The 24,471-nt window shown below is 63.7% G+C and carries 19 protein-coding genes and 1 pseudogene; 10 read left to right on the top strand and 10 right to left on the bottom strand.

Features of this window, described 5'->3' with window-relative positions; translation table 11 throughout:
* The first annotated feature begins 33 nt into the window (after positions 1 to 33).
* A complete protein-coding gene (locus EHV23_RS03010) occupies positions 34 to 789 on the top strand; it encodes a copper chaperone PCu(A)C (RefSeq protein WP_158615812.1) in 756 nt (251 codons plus the stop codon).
* Between the two features lie 163 nt (positions 790 to 952).
* Here the strand turns inward: EHV23_RS03010 and EHV23_RS03015 are convergent, their stop codons facing one another.
* Positions 953 to 1,159 (bottom strand): cold-shock protein, encoded by a 207-nt coding sequence (locus EHV23_RS03015; protein ID WP_125094656.1) that lies wholly within the window; start codon positions 1,157 to 1,159, stop codon positions 953 to 955.
* 1,308 nt (positions 1,160 to 2,467) lie between these two features.
* Between EHV23_RS03015 and clpS the strand changes: the two genes are divergently transcribed.
* From clpS to EHV23_RS03040, 5 genes and pseudogenes are all read left to right on the top strand, one after another.
* Positions 2,468 to 2,776, top strand: coding sequence for an ATP-dependent Clp protease adapter ClpS (gene clpS, locus EHV23_RS03020; protein WP_125094657.1), 309 nt, complete (start codon positions 2,468 to 2,470; stop codon positions 2,774 to 2,776).
* Complete coding sequence (gene clpA, locus EHV23_RS03025) at positions 2,773 to 5,091, top strand: ATP-dependent Clp protease ATP-binding subunit ClpA (RefSeq protein ID WP_125094658.1); 2,319 nt, start codon at positions 2,773 to 2,775, stop codon at positions 5,089 to 5,091. Before clpS ends, clpA begins: the two co-directional genes overlap by 4 nt.
* A 638-nt stretch (positions 5,092 to 5,729) precedes the next feature.
* On the top strand, positions 5,730 to 7,136 hold the full coding sequence (locus tag EHV23_RS03030) for an IS4 family transposase (RefSeq protein WP_125094659.1): 1,407 nt from the start codon (positions 5,730 to 5,732) through the stop codon (positions 7,134 to 7,136).
* An 80-nt stretch (positions 7,137 to 7,216) separates the two neighbouring features.
* A pseudogene (locus tag EHV23_RS03035) lies at positions 7,217 to 7,546 on the top strand (ATP-binding protein); the annotation flags it as partial.
* Between the two features lie 555 nt (positions 7,547 to 8,101).
* Positions 8,102 to 8,854, top strand: a complete 753-nt coding sequence (locus EHV23_RS03040) for a hypothetical protein (protein WP_125094660.1) — start codon at positions 8,102 to 8,104, stop codon at positions 8,852 to 8,854.
* A gap of 18 nt (positions 8,855 to 8,872) precedes the next feature.
* Here EHV23_RS03040 and EHV23_RS03045 read toward each other — a convergent pair whose 3' ends face one another.
* A complete protein-coding gene (locus EHV23_RS03045) occupies positions 8,873 to 9,826 on the bottom strand; it encodes an AraC family transcriptional regulator (protein WP_125094661.1) in 954 nt (317 codons plus the stop codon).
* Between the two features lie 557 nt (positions 9,827 to 10,383).
* On the opposite strand from EHV23_RS03045, the gene EHV23_RS03050 reads away from it, so the two are divergent.
* Positions 10,384 to 11,253 carry a cysteine hydrolase family protein gene (locus EHV23_RS03050; protein WP_125094662.1) on the top strand — a complete coding sequence of 290 codons (870 nt, stop codon included), beginning with the start codon at positions 10,384 to 10,386 and terminating at the stop codon, positions 11,251 to 11,253.
* 123 nt (positions 11,254 to 11,376) lie between these two features.
* Here the strand turns inward: EHV23_RS03050 and argF are convergent, their stop codons facing one another.
* Complete coding sequence (argF, locus tag EHV23_RS03055) at positions 11,377 to 12,306, bottom strand: ornithine carbamoyltransferase (RefSeq protein WP_125094663.1); 930 nt, start codon at positions 12,304 to 12,306, stop codon at positions 11,377 to 11,379.
* 272 nt (positions 12,307 to 12,578) lie between these two features.
* Positions 12,579 to 13,778: an aspartate aminotransferase family protein gene (locus EHV23_RS03060; protein ID WP_125094664.1), complete on the bottom strand. Its 1,200-nt coding sequence runs from the start codon at positions 13,776 to 13,778 to the stop codon at positions 12,579 to 12,581.
* A gap of 487 nt (positions 13,779 to 14,265) precedes the next feature.
* On the opposite strand from EHV23_RS03060, the gene EHV23_RS03065 reads away from it, so the two are divergent.
* A complete protein-coding gene (locus EHV23_RS03065) occupies positions 14,266 to 15,459 on the top strand; it encodes a response regulator transcription factor (RefSeq protein ID WP_125094665.1) in 1,194 nt (397 codons plus the stop codon).
* A gap of 277 nt (positions 15,460 to 15,736) precedes the next feature.
* On the opposite strand, the gene efp is transcribed toward EHV23_RS03065, so the two are convergent.
* The 3 genes from efp to EHV23_RS03080 form a co-directional block, all read right to left on the bottom strand.
* A complete protein-coding gene (efp, locus tag EHV23_RS03070) occupies positions 15,737 to 16,297 on the bottom strand; it encodes an elongation factor P (protein WP_125094666.1) in 561 nt (186 codons plus the stop codon).
* 201 nt (positions 16,298 to 16,498) lie between these two features.
* Positions 16,499 to 18,049 (bottom strand): elongation factor P maturation arginine rhamnosyltransferase EarP, encoded by a 1,551-nt coding sequence (earP, locus tag EHV23_RS03075; protein ID WP_125094667.1) that lies wholly within the window; start codon positions 18,047 to 18,049, stop codon positions 16,499 to 16,501.
* Positions 18,046 to 18,582 carry a PIN domain-containing protein gene (locus tag EHV23_RS03080; protein WP_125094668.1) on the bottom strand — a complete coding sequence of 179 codons (537 nt, stop codon included), beginning with the start codon at positions 18,580 to 18,582 and terminating at the stop codon, positions 18,046 to 18,048. The genes earP and EHV23_RS03080 overlap by 4 nt, the downstream gene beginning before the upstream one ends.
* Before the next feature lie 129 nt (positions 18,583 to 18,711).
* On the opposite strand from EHV23_RS03080, the gene yaaA reads away from it, so the two are divergent.
* Positions 18,712 to 19,515 carry a peroxide stress protein YaaA gene (gene yaaA / locus EHV23_RS03085; RefSeq protein WP_125095480.1) on the top strand — a complete coding sequence of 268 codons (804 nt, stop codon included), beginning with the start codon at positions 18,712 to 18,714 and terminating at the stop codon, positions 19,513 to 19,515.
* A 586-nt stretch (positions 19,516 to 20,101) separates the two neighbouring features.
* Here yaaA and EHV23_RS03090 read toward each other — a convergent pair.
* Positions 20,102 to 20,836: an MIP/aquaporin family protein gene (locus EHV23_RS03090; protein ID WP_125094669.1), complete on the bottom strand. Its 735-nt coding sequence runs from the start codon at positions 20,834 to 20,836 to the stop codon at positions 20,102 to 20,104.
* A gap of 111 nt (positions 20,837 to 20,947) precedes the next feature.
* The gene (gene glpK, locus EHV23_RS03095) at positions 20,948 to 22,444 is read right to left on the bottom strand and encodes a glycerol kinase GlpK (RefSeq protein ID WP_125094670.1); all 1,497 of its coding nucleotides are present in this window, start codon (positions 22,442 to 22,444) and stop codon (positions 20,948 to 20,950) included.
* A gap of 93 nt (positions 22,445 to 22,537) precedes the next feature.
* On the opposite strand from glpK, the gene EHV23_RS03100 reads away from it, so the two are divergent.
* On the top strand, positions 22,538 to 22,783 hold the full coding sequence (locus EHV23_RS03100; RefSeq protein WP_203228857.1) for a type II toxin-antitoxin system Phd/YefM family antitoxin: 246 nt from the start codon (positions 22,538 to 22,540) through the stop codon (positions 22,781 to 22,783).
* 73 nt (positions 22,784 to 22,856) lie between these two features.
* Here the strand turns inward: EHV23_RS03100 and murB are convergent, their stop codons facing one another.
* Positions 22,857 to 24,284, bottom strand: coding sequence for a UDP-N-acetylmuramate dehydrogenase (murB, locus tag EHV23_RS03105; RefSeq protein WP_125094671.1), 1,428 nt, complete (start codon positions 24,282 to 24,284; stop codon positions 22,857 to 22,859).
* Positions 24,285 to 24,471: the final 187 nt, after the last annotated feature.

The following is a 24,471-nucleotide window of genomic DNA, read 5'->3' on the forward strand; positions in this document are numbered from 1 at the left end:
TATCCCGGCCTTTTCTTTCGGAGACTGAACAGCATGCGTACCACTCCCTCGTTCCATTCGGCATCCATGGATACTGCCCGGCGCTGCGCCAGACAGCTGCTGGCCGCAGGCCTGCTGACCGGCCTGTCTTTCGCGCTGCCGGTCCAGGCGGGCACCGGGGGCGGGGAGAATCATGATGCCCACATGACGCATCGGCACGCCGCCGCCGGGCAGCGTGCGGCAACGCATCAGCTCGTTGCGGCAGGGCAGGGTGAGGCAACGCATCAGCATGCCGCAGCAGGACAGGGCGAAACGGCACATCAGCACACCGCAGCCGGGCACCATGGCAATGGCGCATCGCATCCACATGCCGCAGCTGCTGCACAGGGTGTCGTGGTAGACGGCGCCTACACCGTGGCGCCCCGTCCGGGCGTGCCCAACATCGCCATCTACATCAGCCGGCTCGACAACACCGGCAACCAGCCGGACCAGCTCGTTTCCGCGCGCACCGATATTGCCCGCAGTACCGAGCTGCACGAGATGAAAATGGAAGGCGAGCTGATGCGCATGCGCCAGGTTGGCGGCATCGACATCCCGGCCGGAGGCAGCGTCAACCTCAACAAGGGGGGCGGCTATCACCTGATGGTGATGGGCGTGAACAGGCCGCTGAAGGCGGGTGACCAGTTTCCCCTGACCCTCATGTTCCGTCACGCAGGTGAGCGGGTCATCCAGGTCAGCGTCCAGCAGACGGCCGCCCCCGCAGCGGGCATGGACCACAGCGCCCACGGCCACAGCCATCACCAGCACTGAACCCGGCCGTACCGGACCATGGCAACATCCCATATGGGGATGGCATGTTGCATCTGAAGTCGATGCTGACGCGTGTCATGGACCCGGCCCGGTACGGGCACAAAAAAAGCCGGTCACTTTCGCAACCGGCTGCATTCAGACGCGCTGTCTGAAAGCCTGGTGATCAGGCTTCCGGACGGATGTTGGAGGCCTGTTTGCCTTTGGGGCCCTGAACCACGTCGAACGAGACTTTCTGGCCTTCTTTCAGGGTTTTGAAACCCTGGGTCTGCACAGAGCTGAAGTGAGCGAACAGATCTTCGCCGCCTTCATCCGGGGTAATGAAGCCGAAACCTTTGGCGTCGTTGAACCACTTGACCGTACCCGTTGCCATACTATGAATTTTCCTGCTTGAAAGGCCATGCGTTGAGACTAGGTTGAGGTATTCGGGCGCGGGCCTTGATTTACCCCGAAGACATCGGTTGCTATTCTTTGGGATAGCGAGTGAGATAGTCAAGTTTTATTGTGCGAACGGTCATCACGAGGTGTGAAACGGTAATTGCGTTTCGGTCTCAAGGCGTGTCAGAACCTTGCAGTCTTCCTCTGCTGCCCCTCTCAACCATCTGTTTTGAATGAGAAAATTTACATTTCTGGGGTTGTTCCACCCCTCTTGACGCCCCCGGTTACTGACCGGTTGATCAATTACCAGAAAAGCGTGTGTGGTTTTCTTGCCGTAGTGTCGGTTTACCGACGCTGTCCTGTCGAGCAAGCCCATGCCGCGCCGCCCGGCGACGGGTCATGGAAGCGTAGAGCGGCATTTATAAATGTCTGGCAGCACGCCCAGGGCACGCAGCCGGTGCAGGGCAGGTGCACGGTGCGTGGGGTGCCGGGGCAGGTGCGGAGCTGGTGTTGGGGCTGGTGTTGGGCAGGTCCAGGGCAGGTGCGCGGTGTGTGGGATGTCGGGGTAGGCGCGGGGCTGGTGTCGGGTTGGTGTCGGGTTGGTGTCGGGTTGGTGTCGGGTTGGTGCAGGGCTGGTGCGCGCCAGTGCCGGAGCCAGTCCGGCCCTGGACGCGCATGAATCTGTCGGCAGTGTCCTGAAGCCATCGGGGATTCTGCGGCCCTGCCGCTTCCGTCCTGTATGCCCGGAGGGGCGCGGGGGCAAATGAATCCATGACACGCGCCAGATTCTGGTGTGCCCCCATCGGCCCTTGACCGTCGGCCGGTTCGGCCTCCCTGTTGCCGCCGGTTCAGCTGGGTCATTGCATGCCTTTCGTCGGCCCGTCGCTCTCCTTCCAGAGCGGGAGGCTCTCTCACATCTGGAACAGAAATGCGTCACAATAACGGGTTGAATGACACCCACTTGAATTACCTGCCGTTGGACACATACTTGGAACATCAGCCGGTTGCCGGCGGTACCGCCTGGCGGTGCCATTCGGCATCCAGGGATGTCATGGCCCGTTTCCCGCGCATGCTGGCGCCGGTCGTCGCGGGGCAGGGGGCTGGCACACCCGGGCGCCGGCTTCTGCCTGCAGGCCGTGGCCGGCCGGCATGACATCGTTTTTCTTACCGTGTCCAGACCTTCCTCCTCCCGTCTTTCCCGTACCGGCCGTGAATCCGCCCGTTGTGGTGGAACGCACGATGCCGGCTGCCGGATGTCGCCGGGTGGCTTGATTGGTCCGGATCACCCGCTAGAATCGGTCGGATGACACTATCCAATGATCCCTCGGTCGTCCTTGAACGGGTCGAGGCAGCCCTGAAGCCGCCCCCCATGTACAAGGTTCTCATGTTGAACGACGACTTCACGCCGATGGACTTCGTGGTCGAAGTCCTGCAGAAATTCTTCGCCATGGGCCTGGAGAAGGCCACCGAGGTCATGCTGCAGGTCCACCATGAGGGCCGGGGCGTCTGCGGGCTGTTCCCGCGGGATATCGCGTTGACCAAGGTGGAGCAGGTGAGTGTATTTGCCCGCCAGCATCAGCATCCGCTTCAGTGCGTGATGGAGGAAGCATGATCGCCCAGGAACTGGAAGTCAGCCTGCACATGGCCTTTGTCGAGGCCAGACAGCAGCGTCACGAGTTCATCACGGTGGAGCACCTGCTGCTTGCGCTGCTCGACAACCCGTCGGCAGCCGAGGTGCTGCGCGCCTGCGCCGCCAACATCGACGAGCTGCGCAAGAGCCTGACGGGCTTCATCAAGGAAAACACCCCGGTCGTCCCCGGCACCGAAGAAATCGACACCCAGCCCACGCTGGGCTTCCAGCGCGTCATCCAGCGCGCCATCATGCACGTGCAGTCCACCTCCAACGGCAAGAAGGAGGTCACGGGCGCCAACGTGCTGGTTGCCATCTTCGGCGAGAAGGACTCGCACGCCGTCTACTACCTGCACCAGCAGGGCATCACCCGGCTGGACGTGGTCAACTACATCTCGCACGGCATCTCCAAGGCCCAGCCCCAGAAGGGCGACGAGCCCCAGGAGGCCACGGTCGAAGCCGGGCAGGATCCCAACGCCAACCCGCAGGGGGCGCTGGAGCAGTACACCCACAATCTCAACGTGGCGGCGAAGGAAGGCAGGATCGACCCGCTCATCGGCCGCGAGAGCGAGCTTGAGCGCGTCATCCAGGTGCTGGTGCGCCGTCGCAAGAACAATCCGCTGCTGGTCGGCGAGGCTGGCGTGGGCAAGACGGCCATCGCCGAGGGCCTGGCCTGGCGCATCGTCCAGGGCGATGCCCCGGAGGTGCTGAAGGAAGCCACCGTCTACTCGCTGGACATGGGTTCGCTGCTGGCCGGTACCAAGTATCGCGGTGATTTCGAGCAGCGCCTCAAGACGGTGCTCAAGCAGCTGCGGGCCGACCGTCACGCCATCCTGTTCATCGACGAAATCCACACCCTCATCGGGGCAGGTTCGGCCTCTGGCGGCACGATGGATGCCTCCAACCTGCTCAAGCCGGCGCTCTCCTCCGGCGAGCTGAAGTGCATCGGCGCCACCACCTTCACCGAGTACCGGGGCATTTTCGAGAAGGACCACGCGCTGTCGCGCCGCTTCCAGAAAATCGATGTCAACGAACCGACCGTCGAGCAGACCGTACAGATCCTGCGTGGCCTGAAGAGCTACTTCGAGGAACACCACGGCATCCGCTACACCGGGGCGGCGCTCACGGCGGCGGCCGAACTGTCGGCCAAGTACATCACCGACCGCCACCTGCCCGACAAGGCCATCGATGTCATCGACGAGGCCGGAGCCGCGCAGCGCATCAGGCCCAGGGCAGAAGCCAAGACCGTCATCGGCAAGGTCGACATCGAGGCCATCATCTCGAAAATCGCCCGTATTCCGCCCACCTCGGTCAGCAGCGACGACCGCAGCAAGCTGCAGTACCTCGAGCGCGACCTCAAGAACGTCGTGTTCGGGCAGGACTCGTCCATCGAGGCACTGGCGGCCGCCATCAAGATGGCCCGCTCCGGTCTGGCCCGCCCCGAGAAGCCCATCGGTTCCTTCCTGTTCTCTGGCCCGACCGGCGTCGGCAAGACCGAAGTGGCCCGCCAGCTGGCGTTCACGCTGGGCATCGAGCTGGTGCGCTTCGACATGTCCGAGTACATGGAGCGCCATGCCGTCTCGCGCCTCATCGGGGCGCCCCCGGGATACGTCGGTTTCGACCAGGGCGGCCTGCTCACCGACGCCATCACCAAGAAGCCGCATGCCGTGCTGCTGCTCGACGAGATCGAGAAGGCCCATCCGGACATCTTCAACATCCTGCTGCAGGTGATGGACCACGGTACCCTCACCGACAACAACGGCCGCAAGGCAGACTTCCGCAACGTGGTGCTGATCATGACCACCAACGCGGGGGCGGCCGACCTGCAGCGCCGTTCCATCGGCTTTGCCGATTCGCGTCAGGCGGGTGACGAGATGGCCGAGATCAAGCGCCTGTTCTCGCCCGAGTTCCGCAACCGTCTGGATGCCATCATCAACTTCCGACCGCTGGACGAGAACATCATTCTGCGCGTGGTGGACAAGTTCCTGATGCAGCTCGAAGAGACCCTGCACGAAAAGCGTGTGGAGGTCGTCTTCACCGATGCCTTCCGCCAGTATCTGGCCCGCGAGGGTTTCGATCCGCTGATGGGTGCCCGCCCGATGCAGCGCCTCATCCAGGACACCGTCCGCAAGGCGCTGGCCGACGAGCTGCTCTTCGGCCGTCTGCAGCACGGTGGGCGCGTGACAGTGGATGTGGATGGCAACGACAAGGTCTCGCTCGAATACCACGAGTCCTTCGAGCCCCTACCGCCGGAACCGGAAGAGGGCGAGGAAGAGGTCGAGACGGTCGAGAGCTGAGCGCTCATCACTCCCGCTCGTTCGGTTTGATACGACCGGGGCAGGGCGGGCTGCTGGAGCTTGCCCGTCTGCTCTGGCGCATGGGTCGCCGGAAAGCGCGCCGTATGGAAGTGGTTCTTCCTGCGGCGCGCTTTTTCGTCTGTGGCTACTGTCCCGGTTTTGCCACGTCTCTGTCGTGGTGCGTCCCTTGTTGAGGTACGTCTTCGTTGTGGCACGCGCCGCGGAGCGGTATGCGATTGCTGCTCAACGCTCACTGAAGGTTTGTTGCCCACGACCTGCGTCGTGGTCAACAAACCTTCAGCGCTAAAACACTTTCCGACAACCGGGCTTCGCCCGCCTGTCAGAAAGTCGTTCACGCGTACCGCGAAGTCGCAGCACTCGCATCCCGCTCCACGTCGCTTGTCTCTGGATTGCGGTATCGTGCCAGCAGCCTGTTTCTGACGATGCAGCGTTCAGGAACGGTGTTGATCATCAGCGTGTCCAATTGATGGCGTCGGAATTGGCGCCTTCCAGGGACGTTACCTCGTCAAGACCTTGTGATTCCCCACAACTTTCTCAATGAAATCAACATGACAAGAGAGAATCGCCCATAATTCAGAGGAAGAGAACGAGGCAAAGCCGAACCGGAGGACGCTGCAATGGGCAAGGCAGATCGGACAGAGGTTGAAGTGCAGGATCTGGGTACCCAGTGGGTTGACGAAGAGATCAGTGGCGCGCAGATGCCGGATGCGCGTCTGAAGGCACGCCTGGGCGAGATCATGCGTCATCTCGGCAAGGATGTGACCAACTCGATTCCGTCCTCGTTCGAGGATTGGGCTGCGACGAAAGCAGCGTACCGGATGCTGTCCAATGATCGGGTGGACGTCCAGGCGATCATTTCGGGGCACCTGCAGGCCACACGGCGTCGCGTGCAACAAAGCGAGGGGCAGATTCTGGTGCTGCACGATACAACCTCGTTCACGTTTGATCGGCTGTATCCAGAGGATGTGGGTTTTTTGGGCAGGCTGGCGGGAGCCGAGGAGGAGACGCGGATCTGCGGGATGCTGATGCACGCGAGTCTGGCCATCACGCAGGATGCGCTGCCCCTGGGGCTGTGTGCGCTGCAGTTCTGGAACCGGCAGGAATTCAGCAAGGATCAGGCAGCAGGCAGGGCCGCGCGCAAGCGTGTCGAGGACAGGGAAAGTCATCGCTGGGTCGAGGGGCTGCAGCAGGCCACGGCGTTGCTGCAGGCGGAGTCCGGGCGATGCGTGCACATCGCGGACCGCGAAAGCGACATCTACGCGCTGTTTTACGCGGCCAGGGAGCTGGGCACACATTTCCTGGTGCGCACCAGCACGGATCGCCCGACAGGTAACGGCCAGCAGACAGTGGAAGAGGAGATGGCCGACGCGCTGGTCAAGGGCCTGCACCGGGTGTTCTTTCGTGATCGTTGGGGCCATGCGCACGAGGCGACCATGACGCTGCGTCATCGGCGTCTGCGGATACGGCCGCCGCAGGAGCACAAGGAGTTGCCCGAGCTGACGCTGACGGTACTGCACGCCACGGAGCGAGGCGCGCCGCTCAATCGCAAGCCCCTGAGCTGGAAGCTGATTACGGATCTGCCGGTTCAGTCGCGCGAGCAGGCCATCGAGAAGCTGGACTGGTATGCGATGCGCTGGAACATCGAGACGTTCTTCAAGGTGATGAAATCGGGCTGCAAGGCCGAGGACGCGCAGCTTCGCACCGCAGAACGGTTGAGCAACCTGATGGCGGTGTACTGCATTCTGTCATGGCGGCTGATGTGGATGACGATGCTCAATCGCCTTGAACCCGAGGCCGACCCGAGGGTGGTGTTCACGGAGCAGGAGATCCGGGCTCTGAAGGCGCTGGTGACGGTACGCTGGAAGAACAAGGTGCCTGAGCCAGAGACGCTGCATGACTGCGTGATCCTGGTGGCGCGCCTTGGCGGCTATCTGGCCAGAAAGAATGACAGGCCACCGGGGAACGAGGTTATCTGGAAGGGGATGCGCCGGCTTGACGACATCGTTCTGGGAATGTCCATGTGATCAAAGATGTGGGGAATCACAAGCGTCAAGACGGGGCAGTTTTACTTCGATAGCAGGGACGTTGCACGGTTTCCATGGGGCGCCTCAAGCAGTACTTCAGCCGGGCAGTGCTCGGGCCCAGGCTGCTGGTCATCGATGAGATAGGTTACCTGCCGTTTGGCAGGGATGAGGCCAACCTGTTCTTCAACGTTGTAGCCAAGCGTTATGAACATGCCTCCATCGTGTTGACCAGCAACCTGCCATTTACGCAATGGCCAGAAACCTTCGCAGGTGATCAGACCTTGACGGCCGCAATGCTCGACCGCATGCTGCATCATGCTCACATCGTGCAGATCTCCGGCCAAAGCTACCGGCTACGCGACAAGGTGCGTGCCGGACAGGTGGCCAGCAAGGAGGGAAAGGCCGCCTGACTGAGGGCTGGTAACCCATTCTATCGCGTGCCCAGGTGGGTCAGTTTTACTTCGGCATCCTGGGTCAGTTTTCAATCGGCGTTGACAGCCTGTCTTAGGCATCGTTTTTTGCAGACCACGACGAAGGTCGTGGGCTCCAAAAAACGATTGAGCGCAGGAGCCGCATGAACCTCCCGTACCCCGTGCCGCCCCGCCCGAAAGCCGTCTTCCGTGTGCCGTGAGCACACCGTCTCCCGTGCAGCTTCACCTGCAGGCTGTTTCCATCGAGCCACGGCCCGCCCCACACCCTGCATAAAACGCAACACCTCCGTCTCCACACCACCACAATCCCATCGCAGCGTTTTTGCCCAAAAAACCCCGCAAAAACAGCCACGTGCCGCCCCCATGTACAGCAGCGCTCCCACACCCCATTCGGCACGCATGCCACGTTCTGTCGTACAAAGCAAACGCTCCACTTGCCGCTGATCCGCATTTGCAGTCCGGGCATCAAACCTGTACCGGGCCAGCAGGCCGCAGCACCGATCATGAGGGCTGGATCGAAACGAGGCATGTTCGATGTCGAGATACACCATTACCCAAGCGGCTGCCGAGCGTCTCCTGCGGGACCTGGACATTGCGGTGGTCAAAACCATGAGCCGTGTGGTTGCCGATGCGCGCGAGCATTTGTGGCTGCTCGAAAACATCAACACGACCGATGTTTTGACCGACACGGATTTTCAGCGACGGCTGTGCCGGCACGTTGGCATGCGCGGCAAACTGCGCATGCGTCGTGACGAGCTGTTCCTGATTCTGGACGGCATCCGTCGCGTTCCCAATCGCAACTACCCGGACGTGCTGATGCAGATCAGCGAACTCACTGGGCAGGTCGAAAAATCGGTGGCTTCCGAAGTGCTGGCGCTGCTCGAACCCGACCAGCCCACCATCGACCGGGAAGTGCGCGAACTGATGCCGCGCTACGGCTTCCAGCCGCTGCCGGAGTCGCCGCTGTTCGATGAGTGCGTGGCCTACCACCGCTGCCTACGTCAGGTGCTGATGCAGGTGCTGGAAGTGCCGCTGGCCAGCCAGCTGCTCGGTCAGCTCGACCAGCAGATCGGTGCCGGTGCCGACGGCCTGTCGCCGCTGCGCAAACTCAACCTGCTGCTGTCGGGCTCCTATCGTGCCGTGGCGCTGCTGCCCAATCTGGAAGCAGTGCGCCGTGCCATTCCGCGCCATCAGCCCGTGCCGGTGCCCGAGGCCTCCACCACGGTCAAGAGCAACCCGTCCGTCATCAACACCCGGCCCGGCGTGCGCCTGCATCTGTGCCGCTGATCAGTCCCTGGGACCGGTTCAGATCCCGGTCCCCTGATCGTTCAGCCATGCGCCGGAACCGGCCGCTGCCCGTTCGGCGCTGGTCGCCTGTTTTGCAATCATTGTCTGTTCTGCGGCCTCTGCGTCCATGGCTTCCTCCGCGGCCTTCATCTGTTCCCGCTGTTGGGTCAGCCACGCCGTGGGCGTCTGGCCGACGATACGGGTGAAGGCCCGGGTCAGTGCGGCATTGTGGCTGTAGCCGGTCCGCTCTGCCACCAGCGCCACCGGAACACCCTGAAGCAGCAGGCTCTGGGCCAGCGAGATGCGCCAGGTAGCCAGATAATCCATGGGCGATACGCCCACCGTCTCCCTGAAGCGCAGCGCAAAGCGCGTGCGGGACATGTGCGCCCGTTCGGCCAGGGTGTCCAGCTGCCACGGCGCAGCCGGATCCTGATGCATGTGCGACAGCGCCAGTCCGATCTGCCGGTCGGCCAGCCCGCGCAGCAGGCCGGTATCCAGATGCCGCAGCCGCAGGCTGCAGCGTACCGCCTGAATGGTGAAATAGGCCGAGAGATGGTGCACGGCCATCTGGTAGCCGCAGTGCCGTTCGGCCGTTTCGGTGAAAATCCGGTTGGCTACCGCCAGCAGGTCGGGGTTGCTGTTGAGCTGCAGCAGTACCGGACGCTTCAGGGTGTGGGTAAGCGGATTGCGCACGCCGCTGCCAAAGTCGAAGCTGATGCAAAACACATCCAGTCCGCCGGTGTCGAGCGGGGTCATGGTGTGCTGCATGTGCCCCGACATGAAGATCAGCGTGGGTTCCTCGATGCGGATGGGGGGCGTGTCGGGAATCTGCAACAGGCATCGCCCTTCGCGGACCAGGTGCAGGTACCCCTTTTCGGATTCGGCATGCGTGCTGGTATTGCACAGCCGGCCCAGAAAGAACAGGTCGGTGCGAAAGCGAAAGTGCGTGAACAGCTGGCTGAGAGCATCCATGGCGCGGAAGGCTGAAGGGGTGACGACCAGGGAAAGATATCAGCACGGGCGCCGCGGTGCATCCCGGTGGGCCGATGACAGAAACAGATTGATGCAGGGCAGCCGCCCTGTCCGGGTCCTTTTGTCCCGTCAGCACACGATGCTGCATATGGCGGGGATCAGTGCATGGGTCGGTGCAGGGGAGCAATGCAGGGGAGCAATGTAGGGGAGCAATGTAGGGGAGCAATGTAGGGGAGCAATGTAGGGGAGTAATGTAGGGGGTAAGTGCAGGGAGTAAGTGCAGGGGGCAGCGCGGGAAAGCATGTGTCCATGACATGCTGACGGCCCGGTGGAGAAAATGTCCATGAAACGCCCCGGGCCGACGAATGGTCGCCTGAAAGGTGCCAGCGGTGGACCGTCCATCGCACGGCCATCATCCGGGTAAAAAGACGGGATGATGTGTCAACCGGCCTTGCGTGCATTCGGCGACGATGTCGTCACTGGCACCGGGCAGGTGGTATTGCAGCATGCTGCGCGGATGATTTGGCCAGAAACCTTCTCCTCTTCATTTGGAAACCATGTGCAATAACCACAAAGATCACACCGTCGACCAGGGCCGCCGCCAGTTTCTGGGGCATGATGCCAAAGCCGTTGCGGCGGTTGCCGCGCTGGGCGCCATGGCGCTGGGCGGTGCAGGCAATGCCGAAGCCGCTGGCAGAAATGCCGCGGGCAAGGGGGCGGCGCCAGCCAATCCGTATGCCGAGCCGTCCAGTTACGGCATGCCACGCAAGGGCATGAAGCTCGATCCAGAGCGCGTGGCGCTGGTGGTCATCGATCCCCAGATCGATTTCCTGAGCCCGAAAGGCATCGCCTGGGGCGCCGTGGGCGAAAGCGTCAAGCAAAACAATACGGTGTCAAATCTGCTGCGCCTCTTCAAGGCGGCCAAGGGCGCCGGCATCCCCGTGGTAGTGTCGCCACACTACTACTATCCCACCGATCACCAGTGGGAATTCGGTGGCCCGGGCGAGCACTTCATGCACGACAGTGGCATGTTTGCGCGACCCAGCGCCTATGACATGAAAGGCTTCGAGGGCTCGGGAGCCGACTTCATGCCCGAATACAAACCCTACATCTTCGATGGCAAGACCATCATTGCCTCGCCGCACAAGATTTTCGGCCCGGAAAGCAACGATGTGACGCTGCAGCTGCGCAAGCAGAAGGTGGACCAGATCCTGCTGGCGGGCATGGCCGCCAACCTGTGCGTCGAGTCGCACCTGCGCGAGTTCATCGAGCAGGGCTTCGAGGTGACGGTGGTGAAGGACGCCACCGCCGGCCCGAAACTGCCGGAGGGCGATGGCTATCTGGCCGCGCTCGTCAATTACCGCCTGGTGGCCAACGACCTGTGGACCACCGACGAGGTGGTTCGCCAGCTGGGCCAGAAGGTCTGACCCAGCGCCCGGATGCCCATGGCACCGCGTGGTTTTGCGCGTGCCATGGACTCATTCGTTCCCGCGACGCCCCCGGGCATGCCGGCAGGCAGCGGCGACATGGCAGCAACGTGGGACGGGGCATCAGGTCGGCACGCGGCCGATGACCAGATACTCCAGCAGGGCCTTCTGCACGTGCAGGCGGTTCTCGGCCTCGTCCCACACCACCGACTGCGGGCCGTCGATCACGCCGGCCGTCACTTCCTCACCCCGGTGCGCCGGCAGACAGTGCATGAACACCGCATCGGGGCTGGCCAGGGCCATCATCTGCTCATCGACGCAGAAGTTCGCAAAGGCGGCGGCCCGGGCCTCGTTCTCGGCCTCGTAGCCCATGCTGGTCCACACGTCGGTGGTGACCAGATCGGCACCGCGACAGGCCTCGCGCGGGTCTTCGAAATGGCGCAGGTGCTTCTGTTCGGCCTCGCTGATGCGAGACATGTCCAGCGCATAGCCGGGTGGCGTGGAAATGTGCACCTGGAAGTCCAGCAGCCGGGCGGCCTGCACCCACGTGTAGCTCATGTTGTTGGCATCGCCCACCCAGGCCACCGTCCGGCCGCGAATGGGGCCGCGGTGTTCGAGGAAGGTGAAGATGTCGGCCAGGATCTGGCAGGGGTGAAACTCGTTGGTCAGCCCGTTGATCACCGGCACCCGCGAGGCGGCCGCAAAGCGTTCGATGATCGACTGCTCGAAGGTGCGCATCATGATGATGTCGCACATGCGCGAGATCACCTTGGCAGCATCTTCTACCGGTTCGCCGCGGCCCAGCTGCGAGTCGCGCGTGTTCATGTAGATGGCAGCACCCCCCAGCTGCAGCATGCCGGCCTCGAAGGACAGGCGGGTGCGGGTGGAGGCTTTCTCGAAGATCATCACCAGCGAACGGTCCTGCAGCGGGTGCCAGGTTTCGTAGTTCTTGAAGCGTTTCTTGATGAAATCGGCCCGCTTGAGCAGGTATTCGATTTCCTCGCCGGTGAAGTCGTCGAATTTCAGGAAGTGCTTGATGGGTGGCTTGTTCATGATGGACCTGGCTGGTGGTGGCTGCAGCAGCGCGTGGGGACCTGCTGCAGCCCGATGGAAAAGTCTGATGGGAAAACGCTGAAGCGGTAACGCTGGATTCCCTGTTCATCGGGCCGGCGGCCGTGGATCATGGTCCGTGAAAAGGCCGGCGGGGGGGCAGGGACCGATCAACAGGGTGATGAGTGGTCAGCGAGGCAGGGACTGATCGACAGGAACGGCGAGTGGTGTCTGTGAAGGGGAGAGGCCGTCCCATGGCGTGTGCAGCCCCGTGCTCATGAGGCTGGCGCCTGCAGGAATGCCCGGATCAGCGGCACCAGCCGCTGGACCAGCTCGTCGGCCTCGGCTTCGGTGAAGATCAGCGCAGGCAGCAGCCGTACGACCGCGTCGGCCGTCACGTTGATGACCAGCCCGGCATCCAGCGCCTGCTTCACCAGCGCGCCGGCTGGGCGGTCCAGCACGATGCCCAGCATCAGGCCGCGGCCGCGCACCTCCACGAAACCGGGGGTGCCGGCCAGTGCCGCCGTCAGGCTGGCTTTGAGCTTCTCGCCCAGCGCGCCGGCATGGGCCACCAGACCGTCCCGCGCCATCACTTCCAGCGTGGTCAGGGCTGCCCGCATGGCCAGCGGATTGCCACCGAAGGTGGTGCCGTGGCTGCCCGGCGTGAACAGGCCGGCAGCCGGGCCGTCGGCCAGCACGGCGCCCACCGGCACGCCCGAGGCCAGCCCCTTGGCCAGGCTCATCACGTCCGGCCGGATGCCGGCCCACTGGTGGGCAAACCAGCGCCCGGTGCGGCCGATGCCGCACTGGATCTCGTCGAGCATCATCAGCCAGCCGTGCTGCGTGCACAGGCTGCGCACACCCTGCAGGAACTCCGGTGTGGCGGCCGTGATGCCGCCTTCGCCCTGAACGGGTTCGAGCAGCACGGCGCTGATGCGTGGAGCCACCGCATCGCGGGCGGCCAGCGCCTGCAGGGCAGCCAGGTCGTTGAACGGCAGGCGGATGAAGCCCTCCACCAGCGGTTCGAACCCCTTCTGCACCCTGGCGTTGCCGGTGGCCGACAGGGTGGCCAGCGAGCGGCCGTGGAAGGCGCGTTCGAACACCACGATCTGCGGCACATCGATGCCTTGGGCGTGACCGTGCAGGCGCGCCAGCTTGAGCATGGCCTCGTTGGCCTCGAGCCCGGAATTGCAGAAGAAGGCATTGGTCATGCCCGAATGGGCCAGCAGCAGTTCGGCCACCTGATCCTGCAGCGGGATCTCGAACAGGTTGGCGCAATGGATCATCTGCGCCACCTGGTCCTGCAGGGCAGGGACCAGATCCGGGTGGGCGTGACCGAGCGTATTGACGGCAATGCCGCTCAGGCAGTCCAGATACCGCCTGCCGGTGGTATCGAACAGAAAGGCGCCTTCGCCACGGGTGAAGGCAACGGGCTGCCGCACATAGGTCGGCATGAGGGGGCTTGGGCTGGTCATGCGTGTCTCGGATGTACTGGAAGTTCTGGTCAGTATCATACTTGTATGCCACAAAGACAAATGAACCCTTCTGTGCAGGCGGGGCCCCTGTGGAAACCCCTGATGCACAGGAGCAGGAGACATCTTCGCCGGCCATGGCGTCTGCCGCCGCCATGTCGGTCATGCCGCCAGCTGCTGCAATGCCGATGGACCAGACTCCTGCCGGCCCGGCCGGTCATTCCGGTCATCCCGAGACCGACCGGCAGCACCCGGCGCAGTGGCCTGCCGGCATGAACTGCCGGGAAGGGGGATCCTCGGGAACAGATAGATCATGATTTGACGGAAATCCTGTCATTCAACACATATTTACCATTGAGTGTATTTGCTTCCTGGTTTCTTGCCAAAAAAGCTACAGTTTTGTCTAGGACTGGCATCTAACGCACTGAATTCACGATGTTTTCAAAAAAATCGTTTGCGGTCGGCGCAGTTTCTGGCTACAGTGGCGCCTATGTGGAAAACGCCCTTCAATTCACGTGGCCAGCGAGCCCCCAGCACCGCGCCTGCCGTTGCTGCCGAAGCGTCCCGTCCGGTATTCCGGGTGGCTGCGTTCGGGCTCGGCCAGCGTTTCCTGCGGCTGATCGAACTGATCTTCCAGTGCGAGCAGCACAACCCGCACCGCTACGAACTGGCCGATACCCGCACCAGTGGCGAGTTCGACATCGCCCTGGTCAATCTCACCATCCCCGGCGGGGTGGACACGGCCCGCCGCTTGCGCAGTCTGCCGCGCGCCGTGCCGGTCATCGGGGTGGGGCGTCGCGCCAATCGCCTGCGCGGTGCCGACGACCTGCTGTTTTCCTCCTTCACGCATGACGTGCTGGGCGTGCTCAACCGCTCGGCCGACATCCTGGTGGCCCGTGCCCAGCAGCATGCTTTCAATCGCAGCACGCTGACGGCGCGTACCCTGCTGGCAGACAGCCGGCTGCCTGCCGATGTGCAGCTGCGCGCCCTGGTCATCGATCCCAGTCCCTCCAGCCGCAGCCACGTCACCGTGGGCATGCGCCAGCTGGGTCTGGATGTGGATGGCGTGGGCACCCTCGAGCAGGCCAGCGACGTGCTGGCCACCCGGGCGTACGATCTCATCCTGGTCGATCCGCAGCAGCCCGATGGCTGCGGGCTGGAAATGCTGCGGCGTTACCGCAAGGCCACGGGGTCCACGGTGCCGGTGGTGGTGCTGAGTGCCCGCTCCGGCATTTCCGACCTGCTGCGTTCGGCCATGGCCGGCTGTGCCGGCTATCTGGTCAAACCGCTGTCTTCGGCGGCCCTGCAGGCCACGGTGCGCCGTGTGCTCCTGCGGCATGTCTATCCCCGCCAGGGGGCGGCCATGGGCGCGGTGGCGCTGGGTGCTTCCCCAAAGGAGAGTGAGCACCGTCAACCCGCCCCGGGCTGGCGGGTGGTCGACAGCCTGCGCAGCCATGGCGTGGCCGGTTTCCAGTTCGTGCTGGGCAAGTGTGGTCTGGGCTATGCCTTCGGCAGAACGGGGCGCTCCGGTGGGTTGCACCGTCACAGTGCCCGGCGTGGCGGGCAGGGGGCCACGGTCGATTCCTTCCTGCTGGGGCCCACCGATGTGGCGGTGTGGCGGCCGGGCAGCACCCATTCTGCCGTGGAAGTGGGCATGGCACGAAGCAGCCTGCGGTCTTTCTGACCGGATACGCCCAGACGCCCGTCTGGAACGTCCATCACACGCACATCCATCGCACGTACATCCGTCACACGTACATCCGTCACACGTACGGCCATTCACGCACATCCATCACATGTGCGACCATCATGCCCACTGGATTGCCCGGACCTGGGGAGGCAAAGTGCTGCAGGTGCTTTGCAGAGGCCCGCTTTCAGGGGCACCCTGACCTGGAACCCGGTCGCAACCGGCAAAAAAAGCCCCGTCGAGACGGGGCGTTTTTTTGTCCGGGGTTGCCCGATCACTTCACGCGGCTGCGATATTCGCCGTTGCGCGTGTCGATTTCAATCTTGTCACCGGTTTCGACGAAGGCGGGCACCTGCACCTCGAAGCCGGTGGGCTTGATGCGGGCGGGCTTGAGCACCTTGCCGGAAGTGTCGCCACGCACGGCGGGCTCGGTGTACTCGACCTCACGGACCAGGCTGGTGGGCAGTTCCACCGAGATGGCGCGGCCGTTGTACATCACCACTTCACAGGGCATGCCCTCTTCGAGATAGTTCAGGGCGTCGCCCATGTTCTCGCCATCGACTTCGTACTGGTTGTACTCGGCGTCCATGAAGACGTAGGCGGGGTCGGAGAAGTACGAGTAGGTGACTTCGGTCCGTTCCAGCACCTGGATTTCGAATTTGTCGTCGGCGCGATAGACGCTTTCGGTGCCGGAGCCCGTCAGCAGGTTCTTCATCTTCAGCTTGACGACGGCGGCGTTGCGGCCAGACTTGTTGTATTCGGCCTTGATGACGACCATGGGATCGTTGCCGATCATGATCACGTTGCCGACGCGCAGTTCCTGGGCGGTTTTCATGGGTGTGTGTTGTGTCCGGGGGTTGAGGCTTGAGCTGAATCCGTGATTATAGCGGGTTGTGGGGGTGGGGCGGTCAGAAATCTGGGGGGCTGCGATGCACGGAAGGTGGTTCCGGTGCAGGGAGTTCCTGCTGGAAGACGACTCCGTTGCGGCACGCGCTGTGGTCCGGTACGCCCCCGCGGCTCATACGCTCACTGAAGCTCAGATGTGGTGATTTCGTGCAAAGGCAACCAGCCGGGCTGCCAGATCCGGTGCCTCACGGGCACCGATGTCCGATATCCGTTGTGCCAGAGTGGTTGCTTCATGCAGGTCGTGCAGCCAGGGGAGGATGGCGGTCAACAGGGCTTCAGGGGCGCCGTTCCAGGCGTGCATGGCCTGTTGCCAGCGTTCGAAGGCAGTCTGCCGTGTGGGGTTGTCCCCGATGCCCAGCCACCGGGTGCAGCGCTGCAGAAAGGCTTCCAGCTTGTCCAGATGGGTGGTTTCGGTTTGAGGATAGGCCTGCCACAGCCAGGGTTTGCCGGCCCAGAGCGCGCGCAGCCAGGAATCCTCACCGCGCACGAGGTTGAGATCGCAGCTCCAGAGCAGGCGGTCGAATTCGGGCTGGGGCAGGAAGGGCAGCGGGGTGATCTTCACATGTGCGGGGTGGGCAGCGGCCAGCGCATGCAGCGGCTGCAGCCAGGGCTGGGTGCTGGCGCCGGGGATCAGCAGATGCAGCCGCCGGCAGGGGCCATTCGTTCCGGAAGGGCCATCGGATGGAGGCATATCCGTCAGCCACGCCTTCAGCGGGGGCAGCAGGGGGGCCGAGGCATAGCAGAGCACGCTGACCAGCAGCTCGTCAGGTGCGTGCTGCACGCCATGCCGGGCCAGCCAGTGCAGACGGTTCCCGGGATCGGCCAGAAAGGCGTCGCGCTGCGCCAGCAGATCCCGCTCGCGCAGCAGGCCACCGGTGCGGGCGGTGAAGCCGGGGTTGAAGAAGTATTCGACCAGACCATCCGGCTGCAGGCTGGGCAGGCCGTGACCTGCCTCCACCCAGTCCTCGGCGCTCAGGTATTCCAGCTGCAACAGCAGCGGGGGCAGGGCAGACCCCTTACCGTCGTGCATTTCCGGGTTCGATGCATCCACCTGCGGTGCCGGGTGAGCTGATGCTGTGCGAGCTGGTGCTGGGTGAGCTGGTGCCCGGTGAGGCGGTGCCGGCTGAGTTGATGCCGGCTGAGCTGCCACCGGCACCGGACGTATGCTTCGCGTCTTCAGGGCGGCACGCGCTGCCGGTGGCAGCCGGACCTGAAAGCCGCAGACGATCACGTCGGCTCCTTCGATCAGGGCAGGACTGTCGTGCAGTGGGTGTATCGTGAGGCTGCCATCGGGACAAGGGGGGGCGTTGGCTGCTGCTGTCTCTGCAGCGGTCGCGGAAGCCGTGATGGCTGGGTCACCTTGTTCTGCTCCGGATGCAGGTGTGGATGCGGATGTGGGGGCACGGAGATGGGCGCAGGGAGAGGGGAGCTGGAACCATGCCGGTGCCAGCTGCTGCATGATCTCCGGCTGGTCGATGAAGAACCGGACCGTACAGCCGTATTCGTTTCGCAGTTGCCGGGCCAGCCGCCACATCACGCCGGCATCGCCGAAGTTGTCGATCACCTGACAGAGCAGGTGCCAGCAGCGGGGGGCGGCGTGGGAAGCCAGTCCGTCAGCAGGGGTGGAGGACATCGGGATGGGGGAAAGGGAGGACACTGCGCTGGAACCGGGGCTGATCATGGTTTCTGCGTGGGGCGGGTGTCGCTTGCCCCTGTCACGCCCATGGCTTGTGGCTGAGGCATGCCTTCTGGCTGGATCGGGGTTTCTGGCTGGGTGATGCCTTCATGCTGGCCCCGCGTTTCCGCTGCCAGCATCTGCTCCACCGTACCGATGTGCAGGTCAAAGCGCTTCAGTGCAAACTTGCGGGCTGCCAGCAGGGCGCGGTCCTTCGACAGCAGCCAGTCCACCCGGTGCGCCACCGCCAGATCGAGGAACTTGCGGTCATCCGGGTCGCGGCAGCTCAGGTTGCAGGGTGGGGCCACATCCACCTTCTCCGTCAGCGCCTCCCACTGCTGCAGGGCCGCCTGTTGCTGAACGTCGCTCAGTCCGAACTGCGGCCGTGCCAGCACCACCGCCAGCTCGCTGCGCATGGCATGCGTACCGATGGCCCGGTAGTGCCCGCTTTCCAGCCCGTCGCGCAGCGCCTGCACACGCGGGTCTCCAAAAACCACGAGGTCCAGCCAGATGTTGGTGTCGATGATGAGGCGGGGCATGGCAGATGGGGGAGGCAGGAAAGGAAGACGGAACGGATAGTGCCATATTCTGCTCGCCCCCAAGCCGTCTGGAGCGAGTGATACATATCGACATCTTGGTCTTGATAAAGCATGGCTATAATAGAAGCCATGAAGATCGTCCTTTCCCCCGCCAAGGCCCTCGACTACACCGCACCGGCCGTCGAGGTTCCCGCCACGCTGCCCGCGTTTCCCGAGCAGACCCGCCAGCTGGTCGACATCCTGCGCGGCTACGACGAAGTGGCCCTGTCCGGCCTGATGTCCATCAGCGCCGCCCTCTCGCGCGAGAACGTCGCCCGCTACCAGCGCTTTTCCGACACCTTCGACGACACCAACAGCCGTCCCGCCCTGTTTGCCTTCGATGGTGACGTGTACGACGGTATGGCTGCTCGTACCCTCACCCGGGCCGAAGCCGAACGCGCCAACGGCCTGGTGCGCATCCTCTCCGGCCTCTATGGCGTGCTGCGCCCCTTCGACCGCATGCAGCCCTACCGCCTCGAAATGGGCACCAAACTGCCCAACTCCGCCGGTAAGGATCTCTACGCCTTCTGGCGCGAGCGCATCACCGCCACCCTCAACGAGACCCTGGCCGGGGACAGCACCCCCGTCCTCATCAACCTCGCCTCCGACGAATACTTCAGCGCCGTCGACTCCAAAAAGCTCGACCATCCCATCATCAAGGTCGTCTTCGAAGAATGGCGTGACGACGCCAAATCCCCCGAGGGCGGCAAATGGAAGATCATCTCCTTCAACGCCAAGCGCGCCCGCGGCCTGATGACCCGCTACGCCATCGACATCGACGCGCAGCGCCCCGACCAGCTCCTCGCCTTCGACCGCGACGGCTACCGCCTCGACGAATCCGCCTCCACCGACAGCAAATACGTCTTCCGCCGCAAGGACTGGCCGCCTGCGTAACGCCCACATGAGGCCCGTTTCTGGCCCTTCCGTTGCTGATGTCTGGTCAGAACCTGATATGCCGTGCCCGTCAAGGGGACGGTGAAAAATCCCTTCCCGCAAACGTTGACGAAGTAAAGATTTGCGGAGGGATGTAATCACGGGACCATCACCGGGGACGCGGAGATGAATGAATCCTGCACGCTCTGGTCACAAGGCCAGTCTGAATTTCGGAGAGAAGCGCTGCGGACCGGGACGGCACTGCGGCGATTTCGCGGTACGCGTGAACGACTTTCTGACAGGCGGGGCGCAGCCCCGGTTGTCGGAAAGTGTTATAGCGCTGGAGGTTTGTTGACCACGACGCAGGTCGTGGGCAACAAAGCTTCAGTGAGCGTATGAGCCGCAGGGGCGTACCGGTCCGCAGCGCGCGCCGCAACGGAGTCGTCTTTCGCAAAAGGAAACACGCTGGCACCGGAGCCGTCTTCCAAAAGGAAGCTATCCCTGCACCAGAGCCATCTCTCAAAAGAAAACGGCCCCACAGCGGAGCCGTCTTCTCGCATCAGGAAGCATTGGCGATTAAACCATGCCTTATGGGCGTCGGTTCAGCTCACGACAGCGCCATGTACGCCCATGCCGCCAGCGCACCCCCCACCATCGGCCCGATCCCCGGCACCACCGCATACGCCCAGTCCGGATTCGCCTTCACCGGCACCAACGTCAGCACCAGCCGCGGCCCGATGTCCCGCGCCGGATTGATCGCATAGCCCGTCGTACTGCCCAGACTCAGACCCAGCACCCACACCAGCAGCGCCACCGGCACCGCACCAATCGAACCCAGCCCGATCGGCGTAGCCTCCGTCTGCCCCGGCAGTGTCATGCTCGCGCCCATGATGTAGAAAATCACGAACACCAGCACGAAGGTTGCCAGCACCTCGCAGAAAAAATTGGCCGGCAAATTGCGAATGGCCGGCCCCGTGCAGAAAGCAGCCTTTTTCGGGGCCTCATCTTCCGTGCTGTTGAACTGGTCACGGAAATAGACCCACACCAGAAACGCGCCGAGCATCCCGCCCAGCATCTCGCCGGCAAAATACGTCGGCACCAGCTCCCACGGCGTCTTGCCGATCATCGCCAGCCCCAGCGTCACCGCCGGATTCAGGTGCGCACCGCTCACCGGCCCGGCCACCGTCACCCCCGTGAACACCGCAAAGCCCCAGGCCGCCGTGATCACGATCCAGCCCGAACCACTGGCGTGTGTGTTCTTCAGTGCGCAACTGGCCACCACCCCATTGCCCAGCAAAAGCAGCAGCGCCGTGCCAATCAGCTCGGCAGTAAAAATGTTCATGTTTTTCTCCATCGGCGCAGCCCGGGTTCAGGTGCGCCGTGTCAAGGCCATGTCGTGATGCGCCATGTCCGCACATGACGCACCACGTCCGGTTTTTTATTCTTCGGTCTTTTACTCTTCGATCCAGTGACGGGCAGCGCGTACCGCCTTGTGCCAGTAGTGCAGCATCTCCTGCACCCGCTCGGCCGGCAGCTTCGGCCTGAACACCTGGCCCACCTGCCACTGCTCGTGCAGCGCCTCGATGCTCGGCCAGTAACCGGTGGCCAGGCCGGCCAGATAGGCCGCACCCAGCGCCGTGGTCTCGATGGTCCGGGGGCGCACGATGTCGAAGGCAAACAGGTCCGACTGCGTCTGCATCAGGTAGTCGCTCTTGCTGGCGCCACCGTCCACCCGCAGCTGGGCCGTTTCCTGGCCGGCATCGGCCTCCATGGCCTTCACGATGTCATAGACCTGGAACGCAATACCTTCCAGCGTGGCGCGGGCGATGTGGCCATCGGTGGTGCCGCGTGTGATACCCAGCAGTGCCCCGCGGGCGTACTGGTCCCAGTAGGGCGCACCCAGACCGGTGAGGGCCGGCACGAAGTACACACCGCCGTTGTCTTCCACCGTATGGGCCAGGTTGTTGATGTCGGCCGAGGTGCGGATCAGGCGTGCCCCGTCGCGCAGCCACTGGATGGCCGCCCCGCCCACGAACACCCCGCCTTCCAGCGCATAGGTGGTCTTGCCGCCGATGTTCCAGGCCACCGTGGTCAGCAGGTTGTTGGCCGATTTCACCGGTTTGTCGCCCGTGTTCATCAGCAGGAAGCACCCGGTACCGTAGGTGTTCTTCAGCATGCCGGGCTCCGTGCACAGCTGGCCGAACAGGGCGGCCTGCTGGTCACCGGCAATGCCGGCAATGGGAATGGACACCTCGGTGAAGCGGGTGGAGGTTTCGCCATACACCTCGCTGGAGCTTTTCACCTGCGGCAGCATGGCGCGCGGCACGCCGAAGAGCTCGAGCAGCTCGTCGTCCCAGTCCAGTGTGTGGATGTTGTAGAGCATCGTGCGGCTGGCGTTGCTGGGGTCGGTCACGTGCACCTGGCCGCGCGTGAAGTTCCAGATCAGCCAGGTGTCCACCGTGCCGAAGCACAGCTCGCCCCGTTCGGCCTTCTCGCGGGCGCCGGGCACGTTGTCCAGCATCCACTTGACCTTGGTGGCCGAGAAATAGGCATCCAGCACCAGACCGGTCTTCTCCTGGATGCGTGCGCCGTGCTCCTCGCGAATCTGGTCGCAATATTTGGCCGTGCGGCGGTCCTGCCAGACGATGGCGTTGTGGATCGGCTCACCGGTGGCGCGGTCCCACACCAGCGTCGTCTCGCGCTGGTTGGTCACGCCGATGGCCGTGATGTCGGCCGCATCCAGCCGCGATTTGGCCAGTGCTTCGGTCAGCACGGCCACCTGCGAGGCCCAGATCTCCTTGCCGTCGTGCTCCACCCAGCCCGGTTTGGGGAAGTACTGGTTGAACGGACGCTGGGCCACCGACACCATCTCGCCACGCTGGTCGAAGATGATGGCACGCGACGACGTGGTGCCCTGGTCCAGGGCCATGACATAACGGGGCTTGCTCATCGGACACTCCTCTTATCAGTTTGAGGATGGATTGTCATTCCGGCGCAAAATGTCAGTTGTCAAATGCCAGTCTTTTTATAGGGTTATTCCCGAATGGTGAAAAGTGTATCTGTCGCTGAGGTCAGGGCGCATTTTTCTGCCCTGCTGGCCGAAGTGGAGGCGGGCGGGCAGGTGGCCATCATGCGGCATGGCAAGGTGGTAGCACGTCTGGTACCCGGGCAGGCGCAAACCGCCCTGAACGCGCTCGAGCATCTGTGGGCGGGTGACCCCCGTACGGTGGATTTGCAGGAACCAGCCGATGCACCGCCCAGGCCGATGACATCGGCGTTGCCCTGGTGACAGACAGCACGTGCGAGTTTCGCCGCGTGGATGGCCTGTTGCCGGGGGACTGGCTGGTCTGAACGGGAGCGGCTCAGCGCACGATGACCGGCTCCGGATGCAGTTCAACGCCAAAGCGCTCATGCACACTGCGCTGGATGCGCCCCGCCAGATTCAGCAGATCCTGCCCGGTCGCCTGACCGTAATTCACCAGCACCAGGGCATGGGTGGGCGATACCCCGGCATCGCCGTCACGAAAGCCCTTCCAGCCGCAGGTGTCGATCAGCCAGCCGGCCGAGAGCTTGTAATGGGGCAGGGCGCCGGCGGTGGCAGGGGCTGAATGCCCGTTGGTTGCGCAGCGGTGATGTGTGGTAACGGGCGAGGCTGCACTGGAGGGGGGCAGGCGGGTGTCCGTCTCGTGCGCTGCCGGGATGACGGCATGTGCCGGAGGTTCGGGACGTACCGGATGTGCCGGCAGACCTGGGTGCTGGTGCCGCAGCCGCTCCAGCGTGTCGCCATCCACCACCGGGTTGTGGAAGAAGCTGCCGGCGTTGCCCAGCACGGCCGGGTCGGGCAGCTTGCGACGGCGAATGGCTTCCACCGTGTCCGCGACCTGTGCTGCGGTCAGCCCCATCATGCTTTCCGAACCCGAACCCGAACCCGAACCCGAACCCGAACCCGAACCCGAACCCGAACCCGAACCCGTCTTCGTCGGGCTGCCTGCGTTTGCAGCACCAGGGACGCCATCACCCGCCGGTGGCACGACGCCGAGTGCCCTGGCCAGCTCAGCATACCCCAGCCGGGGCTCGAAGGTGCGCGACAGCCGCAGCCGCACCGACAGAATCAGCCAGTCACGCCCCGCAGCCGTCTTGAAAAAGCTCTGCCGGTAGCCAAACGCACAGTCGGCCGCCGCAAAACGGCGGCGTTCGCCCGTGTGCAGATGCACGGCCGCCACCGAATCGATCAGTTCGCCCACCTCCACCCCGTAGGCACCGATGTTCTGCCACGGCGCTGCCCCGGCACGCCCAGGAATCAGCGCCAGATTCTCCAGCCCGTAACAGCCCTGCTCGAGCGTCCAGCGTACCGTGTCGTGCCAGACTTCGCCGGCGGCCACGTCCAGCCACACCGTATCGCCCTGTTCATCGACGATGTGCCGGCCCTGCGTGCGTACCAGCAGCAGCGGCTCGGTCAGGTCGCGGGCCAGCAGCAGGTTGCTGCCGCCGCTCAGAATGAAGGGACGGTGTGTGGCGCCGCTGGAGGTTGGGTGGGCAGGAATCTGGATGAAGGTGTCTGGCGCGGCGGGTGAAGTCGTGCGGGGAGCAGGGGGTGAAGTGGGGTTGCCCTTCTGGCCCGGCGCTGCCTGTTTCGGTGCTGCCTGTTTCGACGCTTCCTGTTCGAGTGCTTCCAGTACCTCGTCCACGCCTGCGTCGTCTGTCAGGGTATATGCCATCCGTGCCGTCGCGGCAATGCCGAAGGTGTTGAAGGGCTTGAGTGGCAGATTGTGCTGGATTGTGAAAGGCATGGCGGGCAGCGGCTTCCTCGGTGGGCTGTCGTGCTGTTATGGCAGGGGGGAACGTGCCCTGTGTGAGGGGAACGTCCAGCATGGCACACTGGGCCGAGACGGGCCGACGGCGGAGGGCAGGCTTGCAGACGGCTGTGCCGACGTCAGGGCAACGTTGACTGTTGCATGATGCCAAAGACAGCGCAAC

It is taken from the genome of Lautropia dentalis, assembly GCF_003892345.1.
GTDB lineage: Bacteria > Pseudomonadota > Gammaproteobacteria > Burkholderiales > Burkholderiaceae_E > Lautropia > Lautropia dentalis.

Excerpts from the sequence above, each read along its gene's own strand:
- EHV23_RS03010 (WP_158615812.1), top strand. The coding sequence starts at position 34 with ATGCGTACCACTCCCTCGTTCCATTCGGCATCCATGGATACTGCCCGG.
- EHV23_RS03015 (WP_125094656.1), bottom strand. The coding sequence starts at position 1,159 with ATGGCAACGGGTACGGTCAAGTGGTTCAACGACGCCAAAGGTTTCGGC.
- clpS (WP_125094657.1), top strand. The coding sequence starts at position 2,468 with ATGACACTATCCAATGATCCCTCGGTCGTCCTTGAACGGGTCGAGGCA.
- clpA (WP_125094658.1), top strand. The coding sequence starts at position 2,773 with ATGATCGCCCAGGAACTGGAAGTCAGCCTGCACATGGCCTTTGTCGAG.
- EHV23_RS03030 (WP_125094659.1), top strand. The coding sequence starts at position 5,730 with ATGGGCAAGGCAGATCGGACAGAGGTTGAAGTGCAGGATCTGGGTACC.
- EHV23_RS03040 (WP_125094660.1), top strand. The coding sequence starts at position 8,102 with ATGTCGAGATACACCATTACCCAAGCGGCTGCCGAGCGTCTCCTGCGG.
- EHV23_RS03045 (WP_125094661.1), bottom strand. The coding sequence starts at position 9,826 with ATGGATGCTCTCAGCCAGCTGTTCACGCACTTTCGCTTTCGCACCGAC.
- EHV23_RS03050 (WP_125094662.1), top strand. The coding sequence starts at position 10,384 with ATGTGCAATAACCACAAAGATCACACCGTCGACCAGGGCCGCCGCCAG.
- argF (WP_125094663.1), bottom strand. The coding sequence starts at position 12,306 with ATGAACAAGCCACCCATCAAGCACTTCCTGAAATTCGACGACTTCACC.
- EHV23_RS03060 (WP_125094664.1), bottom strand. The coding sequence starts at position 13,778 with ATGACCAGCCCAAGCCCCCTCATGCCGACCTATGTGCGGCAGCCCGTT.
- EHV23_RS03065 (WP_125094665.1), top strand. The coding sequence starts at position 14,266 with ATGTGGAAAACGCCCTTCAATTCACGTGGCCAGCGAGCCCCCAGCACC.
- efp (WP_125094666.1), bottom strand. The coding sequence starts at position 16,297 with ATGAAAACCGCCCAGGAACTGCGCGTCGGCAACGTGATCATGATCGGC.
- earP (WP_125094667.1), bottom strand. The coding sequence starts at position 18,049 with ATGATCAGCCCCGGTTCCAGCGCAGTGTCCTCCCTTTCCCCCATCCCG.
- EHV23_RS03080 (WP_125094668.1), bottom strand. The coding sequence starts at position 18,582 with ATGCCCCGCCTCATCATCGACACCAACATCTGGCTGGACCTCGTGGTT.
- yaaA (WP_125095480.1), top strand. The coding sequence starts at position 18,712 with ATGAAGATCGTCCTTTCCCCCGCCAAGGCCCTCGACTACACCGCACCG.
- EHV23_RS03090 (WP_125094669.1), bottom strand. The coding sequence starts at position 20,836 with ATGAACATTTTTACTGCCGAGCTGATTGGCACGGCGCTGCTGCTTTTG.
- glpK (WP_125094670.1), bottom strand. The coding sequence starts at position 22,444 with ATGAGCAAGCCCCGTTATGTCATGGCCCTGGACCAGGGCACCACGTCG.
- EHV23_RS03100 (WP_203228857.1), top strand. The coding sequence starts at position 22,538 with ATGGTGAAAAGTGTATCTGTCGCTGAGGTCAGGGCGCATTTTTCTGCC.
- murB (WP_125094671.1), bottom strand. The coding sequence starts at position 24,284 with ATGCCTTTCACAATCCAGCACAATCTGCCACTCAAGCCCTTCAACACC.